Raw genomic sequence first — 12,271 nt, forward strand, 5'->3', positions numbered from 1 at the left:
GGGCTCAGGCGGTCGCGCCGGCCTCGCGGACCAGCTCGATCGCCCGCCCCAGCGTGGTGAGCCGGTCCTCGAGGGTCTCGCCGGCCGGGTAGAGGCGGACGGTGTCGACGCCGGCGTCGCGCCAGACCGCGAGGCGCTCGCGCACCATGGCCTCCGTACCGATCAGCGTCGTACCGAGCACCATCTCGTCGGTCACCAGACCGGCCGCGCCGTCCCGGTCGCCGGCCTGCCAGCGCTCGCGCACCTCGGCGGCGACCTCGGCCCAGCCCTGGCGGCTGTAGGCGTTGTTGTAGAAGTTGGTGGACGCCGACCCCATCCCGCCGAGACTGAAGGCGAGTTCCTTCTTGCGTCCGGCGACCATCGCGCCGAGCGCCTCCTCGTCGGCCGCGAAGGCGACCTCCGCGCCCTGGCAGACGTCCAGGTCCGCGCGGGTACGACCGCTGCGGGCCAGGCCCTCGTCGAGGTGGGCGAAGTACGCGCCGGGGGCGCCCTCGGGGACGAAGCTGGTGCCGAGCCAGCCGTCGGCGGCCTCGCCGGTCAGCCGCAGCATGGCGGGGGAGAGGGCGGCGAGGTAGACCGGGATGTCGTGCTCGGCACGCATCGACAGCCGCATCGGGACGGCCTCGCCGCCCGGTAGCGGCAGTGTGAACTCGGCGCCGGAGTAGGAGAGCCGGCCGCCGGCGACGACTTGCCGGACGATCTCCACGGTCTCGCGCATGCGGCGCAGCGGCCGAGCGAAGGGGATGCCGTGCAGCCCCTCGATCACCTGCGGGCCGGAGGCGCCGAGGCCGAGCAGGAAGCGCCCGCCGGACAGGTTGGAGAGGGTGATGGCCGTCTGGGCCACGGCCGTCGGCGTCCGCGTGCCGAGCTGCATGATGCCGGAGCCGAGCAGCATCCGGTCGGTGAGCGCCGCGTAGTAGCCGAGCGCGGAGGGCGCGTCGGACCCCCAGGCCTCGGCGACCCAGCAGACGTCCAGGCCCAGCTTCTCGGCCTCGACGACGAAGTCGCTCGTCCGGGACCAGTGTTCGCCGCCCGAGGCCTCGATCGTGGTGGCCGTCCGCATCACGCCTCCGCCCGCTTCTTGATCTCGGCGAGGGTGGCGGTGATGCCACGCTCGAACTCCCGCAGCCGTACGAACACGATCTTCTGCTCCTTGTCGGGCATCCGGTCGATGGCGAGGGACAGCCCGGAACGCCCCGGACCCAGCTGCATCCACTCCGAGAGCTCCGTCCCGCCGTCCTTCGGGCGCAGCCGGAACCGCCAGACCGCGGAGGGATCGGACGGATCCTGCACCGCCCAGGCGAACACCGACTCCGGCTCGCACTCGACCACATGGGAGGTGGTCTCCCACTTCCCGAGCGCCTCGTGTTCACTGCGGCCGACGAACCTGGCCCCGACCGCCGGACCGGCGGCTCCGTCCAGCCAGGCGACGGACCGGAGCTCCTCGCTCATGTCCGGCATCAGGCCGATGTCGCTGACCAGGGCCCACACCCTGGCCGGTGGGGCGTCGATCCAGGTCCGCACCTCGATCGTGGGTTTGTCCGCGTAGCGTGCGCCCGTCCACTCCAAGACCGTCGGCCTCCTTGCCGTACAGGTGTCTGACTCCAGGGTTGCTAGATGAGACTTACCTTGTCAAGAGGGCGACGGGGGTGTGCCGTGCTCAGCCGGTGCCGAACCGCCGGCGGATGTCCGGGCGCTCCCTGAGCCGCTCGGGATAGCCGGGCCCCATCCGCATCGAGGTCTCCTCGGACCTGAGCGGCGTACGGCACTGGGCGCAGACGACCTCGGGCGTGGTGTCGTGGTCGCACGCCTCGTGGTGGAAGACCACGGGCACGCCCCGCTCCCCGGCCAGCCACCGGTCACCCCACGCGGACATCGCCGCCAGCACCGCGAACAGGTCGCGGCCCTTCTCGGTGAGGACGTAGTCGTAGCGCGGGGGCTCGGCCTCGTACAGCCGCTTCTCCAGGATCCGCTCGTCCACCAGGTGGCGCAGCCGGTCGGTCAACGTGTTGCGGGCGATGCCCAGTTCCTGCTGGAACTCGTCGAAGCGGCGGATCCCGTAGAAGGCCTCCCGCACCACCAGCGGTGTCCAGTGGTCACCCAGCAGGTCGACGGTGCGTGCGATGGAGCACGGCCACTTGGCGAACGACGTCCGTTTCATGGCTCCACGATAGCGAGTCTTGTGAAGAAACTCTGCTGACCGTTACGGTCTCGGATGTGGGCGGCCCGTCCAGGCCGCAGCATGGAGCGGGGGGCCGGGCCGTCGGCCGGGCGGCCGTGATCCGTGGATCGAGGTGTCCGAGCATGAAGATCGAGGGATCGGTCGCGCTGGTGACCGGAGCCAACCGGGGGATCGGGCTGGCGTTCTGCCGGGCCCTGCTCGCCCGGGGCGCGGCCAAGGTGTACGCGGGCGTACGGCGGCCGGAGAACTTCACCGAGCCGGGGCTGGTGCCGCTCCGCCTCGACGTCACCGACCCCGAGCAGATCGCGGCCGCCGCCCGGACCGCGTCCGACGCGACCATCGTGATCAACAACGCGGGCATCCAGGGCGGGCCGCCCCTGCTGGAGGGCTCCCTGGACGGCGCGCGCCAGGAGCTGGAGGTGAACTACCTGGGCACCTGGGCCGTCTCACGGGCCTTCGCGCCGGTGCTCGCGGCCAACGGCGGCGGCGCCCTCGTGAACATGCTGTCCGTCGCGTCGTGGCGCTCGACCTGGCGCTTCCCCAGCTATGCCGCGTCCAAGGCGGCGCAGTGGTCGGTGACCAACGCGCTGCGGGTCGCCCTGCGGGAGCAGGGGACGCTGGTCGTGGGCGTGCACGTCGGCTGGGTGGACACCGACGCCACCGCGGCGGTGGACGAGCCGAAGACGGACGCTGCCGAGGTGGCCGCGCAGACCATGGACGCGATCGCCCGCGACGAGCCCGAGGTCCTCGTCGACGAGACCGCCCGCCGGGTCCGCGCCGCGCTGTCCGGTCCGCTCGATCTTCTCTACCCGACCGGCTGATCGCGCGACCTGATCGTGCGACCGTGGAGCCAGCAGACCGACTCGACACAACGGTGAGGTGGAGCCATGCAGACCGACTTCGACGTCGTCGTCCTGGGAGCAGGGCCGGGCGGCTACGTGGCCGCGATCCGCGCCGCCCAGCTGGGCCTGCGCACGGCCGTCGTGGAGGGCCGCTTCTGGGGTGGTGTCTGTCTGAACATCGGCTGCATCCCGGCGAAGGCGCTGCTGCGCAACGCCGAGGTCGCCCAGCTGATCCTGCACGACGCGGAGAAGTTCGGCGTGAAGATCAGCGGGGAGGTGGCCCTGGACTACCGCGCCGCCTACGAGCGCAGCCGGGTGGTCGCCGACGGGCGCGTCAAGGGCGTCGGCTACCTCATGCGCAAGAACAAGATCGAGCAGTTCGACGGGCAGGGGACCTTCCTCGACCCGCACACCCTCCAGGTACGCATGCAGGACGGCGAGACCACGCTCTCCTTCCGCTCCTGCATCATCGCGACCGGCGCGACCGTGAAGCTGCTTCCCGGTACGACGCTGGGCCGCCGCGTCGTCACCTACGAGGAGCAGATCCTCTCCGACACCCTCCCGTCGAGCATCGTCATCGCGGGTGCCGGGGCCATCGGCGTCGAGTTCGCCTATCTGCTGCGGTCCTACGGTGTCGAGGTCACGCTGGTGGAGTTCCTGGACCGGATCGCCCCGCTGGAGGACGTGGAGGTCTCGGCCGAGTTGACCCGGCGCTTCAAGCGGCAGGGCATCAGGGTCCTGACCTCCACGGCCGTGCAGTCCATCGAGGAGACCGAGGACAACGTCCGCGTGACCGTCCGCTCCGGCGACTCGGAGCAGGTCCTGGAGGCGGAGAAGGTCCTCCAGGCCACCGGCTTCCAGCCGCGGACGGCCGGCTACGGCCTGACCAGCACCGGCGTACGGCTCACCGAGCGCGGTGCCATCGACATCGACGGGTACTGCCGTACCAGCCAGCCGCACATCTACGCCATCGGCGACGTCACGGCGAAACTGATGCTCGCGCACACGGCGGAGGCGATGGGCATCGTCGCCGCGGAGAGCATCGCCGGTGCGGAGACCATGGAGCTGGACTACCGGATGATCCCGCGCGCCACGTTCTGCCAGCCGCAGATCGCCAGTTTCGGCTGGACCGAGGCCGAGGCCCGTGCCCAGGGCTTCGACGTGCGGGTGGCGAAGTTCCCCTTCACGGCCAACGCCAAGGCGCACGGCCTGGGCGACACGGTCGGGTTCGTGAAACTCGTCAGCGACGCCCGCTACGGCGAACTGATCGGCGGCCACCTGATCGGACCGGACGTCACGGAGCTCCTGCCCGAGCTGACCCTCGCCCAGAAGTGGGACCTCACCGTGCATGAACTCGCCCGGAACGTGCACGCCCACCCGACGCTGAGCGAGGCGGTCCAGGACGCCCTGCACGGGCTCGCCGGACACATGATCAACCTCTGACCCGCCTGCGTACCCGCCTGCGTGGTGCCCTACCGGCACTGCGTTACCGCGCGTCCTGAAGCCCGCCGGACGATCTCGGGCCCGGAGGTGGTCGTGAAGGCGGTCGTACTATGACTTGACCGCCCAGCAGCCGCTCCGAGGAGTCACCGTGGCCCGCCCCCGCACCACCGCCCGCACCGTGGAGCACCCCGAGCTGTCCGAGGTCTCGCTCCAGCAGGTGCTGGAGGCGCTGGTGGACCCGGTGCGGCGCATGGTGGTGTCCCAGCTGGCCCGCGCGAGGGAGGACCTGAGCTGCGGGACGTTCGTGGCGCCCGTCTCGCTGTCGACGCTGACGCACCACTTCTCCGTGCTGCGCGAGGCCGGTGTGATCCGGCAGTACTACGTCGGGACGACGAAGATGAACACGCTGCGCTCCGACGAGATGGAAGTGCGGTTCCCCGGTCTGCTCTCCGCGGTGCTGGCCGCCGCGGCGGTGGAGGCGGAAGCGGGTGCGGCCCGCGACGGCCGGTGACCTTATTTCGATCGCGCTCAAAATTTGACGGCCATCGAACCTTGGGGGAGGGTGGGTGGAGACGCCGGGCCGACCCGGCGCGTCTCCTTCCCGATCCCTGCCCCTAGGACGGATGCACCATGGCAAGACTCGTTCAGTTCGACCGGATCGGCGGACCCGAGGTCCTCACCCTCCGCGAGGTCGAGGTCGGCGCGCCCGGCGCGGGCGAGGTCCGGATCCGCGTCGACGCGATCGGCCTGAACCGTGCCGAGATCATGTACCGCGAGGGCGCCTACTTCTACGCCCCGGTCTTCCCCTCGCTGCTCGGCTACGAGGCCGCCGGTGTGGTCGAGGCGGTCGGCCAGGGCGTGACCGGCCTCGCCGAGGGCGACCCGGTGGGGGTCGTACCGCAGTTCCTGCAGACCGACTACGGCACGTACGGCGACCACGTCATCGTCCCGGCCTCGGCGGTCGTGCCCCGCCCGGCCGGCGTCGACCCGGTCCGGGCGGCGGCCGTGTGGATGGCGTACATCACCGCCTACGGCCCTCTCGCCGAGAGCGGCCGGGTGCGCCCCGGCGACCCCGTCCTGATCACGGCGGCCTCCAGCAGCGTCGGACTCGCCGCCATCCAGATCGCGCGCCATGTCGGCGCGATCCCGATCGCCACCACGCGCGGCCCCGGCAAGAAGCAGCGCCTGCTGGAGGCCGGCGCGGCCCATGTGATCGTCACCGACGAGGAGGACCTGCCCGCCCGGATCAAGGAGATCACCGGCGGCGAGGGCGTCCGCCTGGCCTTCGACCCCGTCGCGGGACCCGGCGTGGAGACGCTCGCGCAGGGGATCGCGCCGGGCGGCTTCCTGGTGGTCTACGGCGCCCTCGACCCGCGCCCCACCCCGCTGCCCAACGCCCGGTCCTTCCCGGCGCTGAACAGCAGCACCTACACCCTCTTCGAGATCACCACGGATCCCGAGCGGCTGCGCCGCGCGGTCGCGTTCGTCAACGCGGGCCTCGCCTCCGGCTCCTTCGACCCCGTCGTCGACCGCACCTTCGACCTCGCGGACATCGCCGAGGCGCACCGCTACATGGCGGCGAACGAGCAGGTCGGCAAGATCGTCGTCACCGTCGGCCACGAGGGCACGGCCTCCTGAGCCACCCGGAACCTCCGGCCGGCCGCCGTCGGGCGGACACGGGTCCGGGGCGCGGGGGGGGGGGGGGGGGGGGGTCCCCCCCCCCCCCCCCCCCCCCCCCCCCCCCCCCCCCCCCCCCCCCCGCCATCCGGGCGGCCGCGTCATGGATGAGCCGGGCGTGCAGCTCGAACAGGGCCACCAGGTCGACGGATTCGCCCTGGATCTCTCCGTGCACGAACAGACCGTCGGCGCCGGCCACGGCGTAGGTGGTGAGGGTCTGCACGTCGTCCTCGGCCAGGGACGGGAAGAGGTCCGTGATGATCCCGGCGATGCGCCGGTGCGAGATGTCGCGGACCTGGAGGAAGACCGCACGGCCGCGGGGTTCGGTGGGGCGGCGCTCCAGTGCGAGCATCAGTCCGAGGCGCAGGAAGTCCGGGGCGGCGAGGAGCGACCTGGCCACGTTCCCAGCCATCAGCACGACCCGTTCCAGCGGGGTGCCGGCGTCGTCGCCGGGCAGTTCGACGGCCTTGAGCCAGGTCTCGAAGCTGCGCTCGATGACGGCCGCGATCAAGTCGTCCTTGTCCTTGAAGTGCCAGTAGATCGAGCTGGCCGGCAGTCCGCACTTGGCGCTGACGGCCGCGATCGAGGTGCCGTCGTAGCCGCGCTCGCCGGCGATCTCGACGGTGGCGTCCAGAATGCGCTGGCGCGACTCCACCCCGTTCGCGCGCTTCCTGCGCGTCGTCTGCGGCCCGGTCATCTCTGCGCCTCTCGGGGATCACGGCGGCCGGGTGACGGCCCGCCTCTGCGCCCACCACTCTAATGGGGCCCACCACTCCAATTGGAACGTCCCCTACAGCAGGAATCCTGCCGGGGCGGGCCCGGAGCTGGGGCCCGGGCCCGGGGCCGGAGAGACGGTCCATGCCGTCGGCCGGACACCCCTGGGTGTCCGCCGCTGTCCGTGCGAGCCTCCATCGCCGCCACCAGCCGCCCCAGCGCCTCGGCCCTCACCGGGGCCCGCTTCCTGCAGGGCGTGGCGGGCGCGGCGGGCATGGTGCTCGCCGGGGCCGTCCTCGCCGACCGTTTCCACGGACCCGAACTGCCGCGCTACTTCGCGGTGCTGTCACAGGTGATCGGCGTGGCACCGGTCGCCGTGCCGGTTCTCGGCGGGGCGGTTCTCGCCGTCTCGACGTGGCGGGCGGTCTTCGCCGTACTGGCCGTGCTCGGCGTGCTGCTCCTGCTCGCGGTGGTGCAGGCCAACATCCTGGTCGACCGGGGCCGGATCAGCGCCGTGATCGACTTCGGTGACATCACCTCCGGTGATCCCGCCGCCGACCTGTCCGTGGCCTGGATGCTGTTCACGCCGGAGCAGCGTGCCGCCCTGCGCCAGGCGTACGGGCGCGCGGACGACGCCACCTGGGAGCGGGCCCGCGGGTGGGCTCTCGCCCTGTCCCTGGTCTTCTTGTCGCACTCTGCGGACAACCCGCTGATGCACGGCATCGGCGAGCGCGCCTTCCGATCGGTACTGGAGTAGCGGGCGGCTTTCAGGTTCTGCAGTGCCCGGCGCCGTACATGGCTCACCCGGCCGGCAGGTCGGCCAGGAAGCGGGCGCCGGGCGTGTACGCGGGGTCGTGGGTCACCTCGCCGCCGACGGACCGGGCCAGGCGCCGTGCGAGCGGCAGGCCGAGGCCCGCGCCGTCGTGCCCGTCCCCGGGATCGGCCCGGCGACCGGGCTGGAACAGGTCGCCCACGAACGCCTCCGGTACGCCGGGACCGTCGTCGGTGACGCTGATCCGGACCCCGCCGGGCACCGGACTGGCGGACACCGTCACCGTGGAGTGCGCGTACCGGAGCGCGTTCGCCAGCAAGGGGCTGACGATGCGCTCGATGAGTGCGGGCCGGACGCCCGCCGCCGCATCCGGACCGGCCGCGTCGACGACGGCCGTCACCCGCTCCGGCGTCCCGAGCCGGTCGACCAGCCGGTGCAGGACCGGTACGACGGCCGTGGCGCCGGGGGCCGTGCCGGCGGTGCGCGCCTCCTCACGGGCGTCGTCCAGCAGGGTGTCGCAGAGGGTCCGCATGGCCTGGGCCGCCTCGGCGATCACCTCGTGCGTCGCCCGGGTCTCGGCGCCGGAGCGCGGCCGGGACCGCCACCACTCCAGCTCGACGATGATCCGGGTGAGCGGGGTGCGCAACTCGTGGGAGAGCTCCCCGGTCAGCTGCCGCTCGTGCCGCAGCACGGTCCGGACGCGGTCGAGGAGCGCGTCCAGCGAGGCGCCCAGGCGGGCGAGTTCGGCCGGCTGGCCGGCGGCGCCGAAGCGCTCGTCGGAGCCCACCGCGCCCCACTCGGCGGCCTGGTCCGTCATGGTGCGCACCGGCCGCAGCGCCCGCCCGACGGCGAGGCGGGTCAGCGCGTAGGTGCACACGAGCATGACCGAGTCCAGGACCAGGGACCCCAGCAGCACGGCGTCCGCCGAGTTGCGGTACGGGGTGAGGTCGAGGGCGGTGACGACCGTCGCCGTGCTGCGGCGGCCGGCCACGGAGCGGGCGCACAGCCGCACGGACCGGGGTTCCCCGGCCGTCACGGTCGTACAGACGCCGTCTGCGTCCCGGGCGAGCCGCGCGGCCGCCTCGGTCAGGGTGCCGGCGGCGGCGGACGGGGGCCTCTCCAGCAGCCGCGTCCCGGTGTAGATCCAGACGTTGGAGTCGAGGGCCCGGTCGTCGACGGTCTCCAGGACCCGTGCCCGCGAGCCGCTGGTGTCCACCGTGGTGGCGACGGCGGCCGCGCGGCTGCCCAGTTCGGCGTCCGCCTGCTGCTGCAGGTGCCGGTCCATGACGGTGTTGAACACCACGGTCAGGACGGTCATCAGGAGGGCCGCCGTGGTCACCGCCACGAGCGAGAGCCGGCCGCGCAGCGTGCGCGGGGCCAGGCGCCGTGCCAGGCCGTTCACGACAGCCGGTGGCCCATCCCGCGCGCCGTCCCGAGGCTCAGGCCGCTGCCTGCCTCGCGCAGCTTGCGGCGCAGCCGGCTCAGGTACTGGTCCAGCGTGTTGTCGCTGACCTGGGCGCCGTCCGGCCACGCGGCGCGCACCAGGTCCCGGCGGCTCACGATGCTCCCGTCCGCGGCCACCAGCGTGGCCAGCAGCCGGAACTCCGTCGGGGACAGCTCGACCCGGGTGCCGCCGACGCGCGCGCCGTGCCGGGTCGCGTCGAGGACCAGGTCCCCGGCCGCGGACACGGCCGGCGGGGCGGACCGCTTGAGCGCGGCCCGCAGCCGGGCGACGAGCTCGGCGAGGTGGAACGGCTTGGGAAGGTAGTCGTCGCCCCCGGCGGAGAACCCCGACAGCCGGTCGGTGAGGTGGTGGCGGGCCGTGAGGAAGATGATCGGGGCCGCGAATCCGTGGGCGCGCATCGCCTGGCACACGTCCCGGCCGTCCGCGTCCGGCAGCCCGACGTCCAGGACGGCCGCGCCGATGCCGTCGCCGGTCAGCCGCAGGGCGGTGGCGCCGTCGGCGGCGGGCACGGGCTCGAAACCCTCGTCGGCCAGCCCGCGGCGCAGCACGTCCCGCAGGGCGTGGTCGTCCTCCACGACCAGGATCTTGTGACGCATGGTCCTCCGTCGGAGCTACGGCCGTCCCGCGGCCCGGGCCGCGGCGATCACCCGCGCCCCTCCTCGGCCCTGGCGGCGCGCCGTCCCCGGTACACCTCGGAGAGCACGGGGATCAGGGACACGACCACGATCAGCGCCACCAGCGGCAGCAGGTAACGGTCGACGTTCGGGATCGAGGAGCCCAGCGCGTATCCCGCGAGGGTGAGGCCGAGGCTCCACACCAGTCCGCCGACGACCTGCCACTGGGTGAACGTCCGTACCGGGACTTCCAGCGCACCCGCCATCGGGTTGAGTACCGTGCGCACCACCGGTACGAAGCGCGCCAGGACGATGGCCCTGGCGTGGCCGTACCGGCCGAGGAAGTCCTCGGCGCGTTGCACGCCCTCGTGCAGGCGCCTGGAGCGGCTGCGTGCCAGCAGGGCGCCGCCCGCCTTCCGGCCGAGCAGGTACCCGAACTGCGCGCCGGCCAGCGCACCCACGGCCGCCGCCACGAGCAGTGGTCCCAGGGACAGGTGCAGGCTGCCCTGCGCCGATCCGGTGCACAGCAGGCCGGCGGTGAACAGCAGGGAGTCGCCCGGCAGGAAGAACCCGACCAGCAGCCCCGTCTCCGCGAACATCACCACCCCGACGCCCAGCACCCCGAAGGCCGCCAGCAGCGAATGGGCGTCGAGCACGTTCACGGCCAGCTGTGACGCGGCGAAGATCGGTGGGGTCATGAACGGGCCCTTTCCGGCGGACGGACTCACCTGAACACCTGAACGACTACAACTTTGTAGACGCCGTAGGGAACTCTAGACGATCGCAGGCGGCCAACGGGCGCCCCCGGCCGCGGCGGGCTCGGCCGGCCTTCGACCAGGGGGACGGCAAGTGGGGGGGCCGCGAACTCGCCGGGCCGGATCCGGAGACCGCCTGTGAGCGGATGTTTTCGCTCCACCTCGCTGGCAGAATCCCGGAGTTCGCCTCGGCGACGACGCTCTGCCCGGGCACCATGCGCAGGAGGCACCCCGGCGTCGCCCGTCCCCTCGTCCCGCTCGCCGCCCACGGCGACCGCCTGCGGACCTCGCCGGGACCGGCGCACGCTTTCCCGAGGGCTGGGACGCGATGACCGGGTTCGCCGTGCCGTTCGCCGGTCTCAGCTGCAGGTGAGGCGGCCGGCGTTCGCCTTGGCGGTGAGGATGCGGTGCACGGAGGCGGCGACCTTGGTGCGGAACGACGCGTCCCTCGCCATCTGCGCCTGCACTCCCTGGACCATCGCCGGTACGGTCGACGCCTTGACCGTGAGGACCATGTCGCCGCCGGCGCCGATGAACTGCACCGCCCGCTGTGCCGGGCTGTAGGCGCGCACCGCGACCGCCTGGCCGAGGTCGTCGGAGATGACGACTCCCTTGAAGCCGAACTTGGTGCGCAGCAGCGAGTTGATCACGGTCGGGGAGAACGCGGCGATGTGCTTCGAGTCGATCTTCGTGTACTTCGCCGACGAGATCATCACGAACGGCGCCCCCGCCTTGATCCCGCTCTGGAACGGCTGCAGGCTCGAACTGGACGCGGTGGTCACCGAGTCGACGACGTTCGCGGTGGTGTCGGTGTTGCCGGTCACCTGGCCAAGCCCGGGGAAGTGCTTGAACGTGGTCATCACCTTGGCCGTGCGGAAGCCCGCGGCGAAGGCGCCGGTGTGCGAGGTCACGACGGCGGGGGTGTGGCCGTACTCCCGGTAGAAGTGGCCGATGGGGGCGTTGCGGGTGCCGAGACTCGCGGGCACCACATCGGCGACCGGGGCGAGATTGAGGTCGAGGCCCGCCGCCTTGAGCTGGCCTGCCCAGGTCGCGGCGCGGCTGCGCAGGGTCGCGGTGCTCCACGTGCCCTGGGTCAGGGCGTTGGGCATGACCGAGAATCCCGGTCCGCTGAGCACCTGGACCTGGCCGCCCTCCTGGTCGGTGGAGACGAGCAGCCCGACTTGATGCCCGCCGACCGTGTCGGCCTGCGTGCGGAACGCGTCGACCACCTTCCGTGTCGCGGCTGTCCCGGCGGTGCTGCGGCCGGTGAGCATGACGGACCCGACGTGGTAAGTACGCAGCGTCTGCAGGTCCGTCGCACTCGGGCGGGTGGCGTTGACCCCGCCCATGAACAGCTGGCCGACGCGCTGGGCCTGGGTCATCTTCGCGTAGACCGTGTCGGCGCAGCTCGCGGCGGCGACGGCGGACGCGGGCCGGGCGGCCGCGTCCGCGGCCGGCACGGTGCACACACCGGCGGCGAGCACGGTGGTGACGAGTCCCACAGAGGTGCGCCGGGCGGCGGAGCCGCCACGGGCGCGTCGACGAACAGGTGTCCCCACGATGCGCTCCTGACTGATGCGGGTGCACGTCACGGAGACCAACGGGCCGACGGACGACATCGGACCGCATGGCCCGCGACCGGTTCATTCGCACAACACGTTACGCCGGACGGGTGCCGTCAGCACCCGGGCGGGGGGGGGGGGGGGGGGGGGGGGGGGGGGGGGGGGGGGGGGGGGGGGGGGGGGGGGGGGGGGGGGGGGGGGGGGGGGGAGGGGAGGGGGGGGAGGGGGGGGGGGGGGGGTGGGGG

General features: G+C 72.8%; 12 protein-coding genes and 1 pseudogene. 5 read left to right on the plus strand and 8 right to left on the minus strand.

Annotation, left to right across the window (positions count from 1 at the left end; genetic code table 11):
• Nucleotides 1-4: 4 nt before the first annotated feature.
• The 3 genes from ACZ63F_RS05150 to ACZ63F_RS05160 form a co-directional block, all read right to left on the minus strand.
• Entirely contained in the window at nt 5-1,063 is a 1,059-nt protein-coding gene (locus ACZ63F_RS05150) for an LLM class flavin-dependent oxidoreductase (RefSeq protein WP_469708828.1), read from the minus strand.
• Nucleotides 1,063-1,569 carry an SRPBCC family protein gene (locus ACZ63F_RS05155; RefSeq protein ID WP_469708831.1) on the minus strand — a complete coding sequence of 169 codons (507 nt, stop codon included), beginning with the start codon at nt 1,567-1,569 and terminating at the stop codon, nt 1,063-1,065. Before ACZ63F_RS05155 ends, ACZ63F_RS05150 begins: the two co-directional genes overlap by 1 nt.
• A gap of 91 nt (nt 1,570-1,660) precedes the next feature.
• Nucleotides 1,661-2,161 (minus strand): winged helix-turn-helix transcriptional regulator, encoded by a 501-nt coding sequence (locus ACZ63F_RS05160; protein ID WP_351962199.1) that lies wholly within the window; start codon nt 2,159-2,161, stop codon nt 1,661-1,663.
• A 143-nt stretch (nt 2,162-2,304) separates the two neighbouring features.
• Here ACZ63F_RS05160 and ACZ63F_RS05165 point away from each other — a divergent pair, with 143 nt between their 5' ends.
• From ACZ63F_RS05165 to ACZ63F_RS05180, 4 genes are all read left to right on the plus strand, one after another.
• Entirely contained in the window at nt 2,305-3,003 is a 699-nt protein-coding gene (locus ACZ63F_RS05165; protein WP_469708834.1) for an SDR family oxidoreductase, read from the plus strand.
• A 66-nt stretch (nt 3,004-3,069) separates the two neighbouring features.
• On the plus strand, nt 3,070-4,467 hold the full coding sequence (lpdA, locus tag ACZ63F_RS05170) for a dihydrolipoyl dehydrogenase (protein WP_469708836.1): 1,398 nt from the start codon (nt 3,070-3,072) through the stop codon (nt 4,465-4,467).
• Nucleotides 4,468-4,615: 148 nt separating this feature from the next.
• Complete coding sequence (locus tag ACZ63F_RS05175) at nt 4,616-4,978, plus strand: ArsR/SmtB family transcription factor (protein ID WP_469708837.1); 363 nt, start codon at nt 4,616-4,618, stop codon at nt 4,976-4,978.
• A gap of 119 nt (nt 4,979-5,097) precedes the next feature.
• Nucleotides 5,098-6,105, plus strand: coding sequence for a zinc-dependent alcohol dehydrogenase family protein (locus ACZ63F_RS05180; protein ID WP_469708839.1), 1,008 nt, complete (start codon nt 5,098-5,100; stop codon nt 6,103-6,105).
• Nucleotides 6,106-6,226: 121 nt separating this feature from the next.
• Here ACZ63F_RS05180 and ACZ63F_RS05185 read toward each other — a convergent pair.
• A pseudogene (locus ACZ63F_RS05185) lies at nt 6,227-6,841 on the minus strand (TetR/AcrR family transcriptional regulator); the annotation flags it as partial.
• A 201-nt stretch (nt 6,842-7,042) separates the two neighbouring features.
• On the opposite strand from ACZ63F_RS05185, the gene ACZ63F_RS05190 reads away from it, so the two are divergent.
• Nucleotides 7,043-7,615 carry an MFS transporter gene (locus tag ACZ63F_RS05190; protein ID WP_469708840.1) on the plus strand — a complete coding sequence of 191 codons (573 nt, stop codon included), beginning with the start codon at nt 7,043-7,045 and terminating at the stop codon, nt 7,613-7,615.
• A 43-nt stretch (nt 7,616-7,658) separates the two neighbouring features.
• On the opposite strand, the gene ACZ63F_RS05195 is transcribed toward ACZ63F_RS05190, so the two are convergent.
• From ACZ63F_RS05195 to ACZ63F_RS05210, 4 genes are all read right to left on the minus strand, one after another.
• Nucleotides 7,659-9,032 carry a sensor histidine kinase gene (locus ACZ63F_RS05195; protein ID WP_469708842.1) on the minus strand — a complete coding sequence of 458 codons (1,374 nt, stop codon included), beginning with the start codon at nt 9,030-9,032 and terminating at the stop codon, nt 7,659-7,661.
• Nucleotides 9,029-9,691, minus strand: a complete 663-nt coding sequence (locus tag ACZ63F_RS05200) for a response regulator transcription factor (RefSeq protein ID WP_469708844.1) — start codon at nt 9,689-9,691, stop codon at nt 9,029-9,031. The genes ACZ63F_RS05195 and ACZ63F_RS05200 overlap by 4 nt, the downstream gene beginning before the upstream one ends.
• A 47-nt stretch (nt 9,692-9,738) precedes the next feature.
• Nucleotides 9,739-10,407: a DedA family protein gene (locus tag ACZ63F_RS05205; RefSeq protein ID WP_469708846.1), complete on the minus strand. Its 669-nt coding sequence runs from the start codon at nt 10,405-10,407 to the stop codon at nt 9,739-9,741.
• Nucleotides 10,408-10,823: 416 nt separating this feature from the next.
• Nucleotides 10,824-12,023 carry a glycoside hydrolase family 3 N-terminal domain-containing protein gene (locus tag ACZ63F_RS05210; RefSeq protein WP_469708848.1) on the minus strand — a complete coding sequence of 400 codons (1,200 nt, stop codon included), beginning with the start codon at nt 12,021-12,023 and terminating at the stop codon, nt 10,824-10,826.
• Nucleotides 12,024-12,271: the final 248 nt, after the last annotated feature.

Source organism: Streptomyces sp. NPDC104761 (assembly GCF_055583445.1).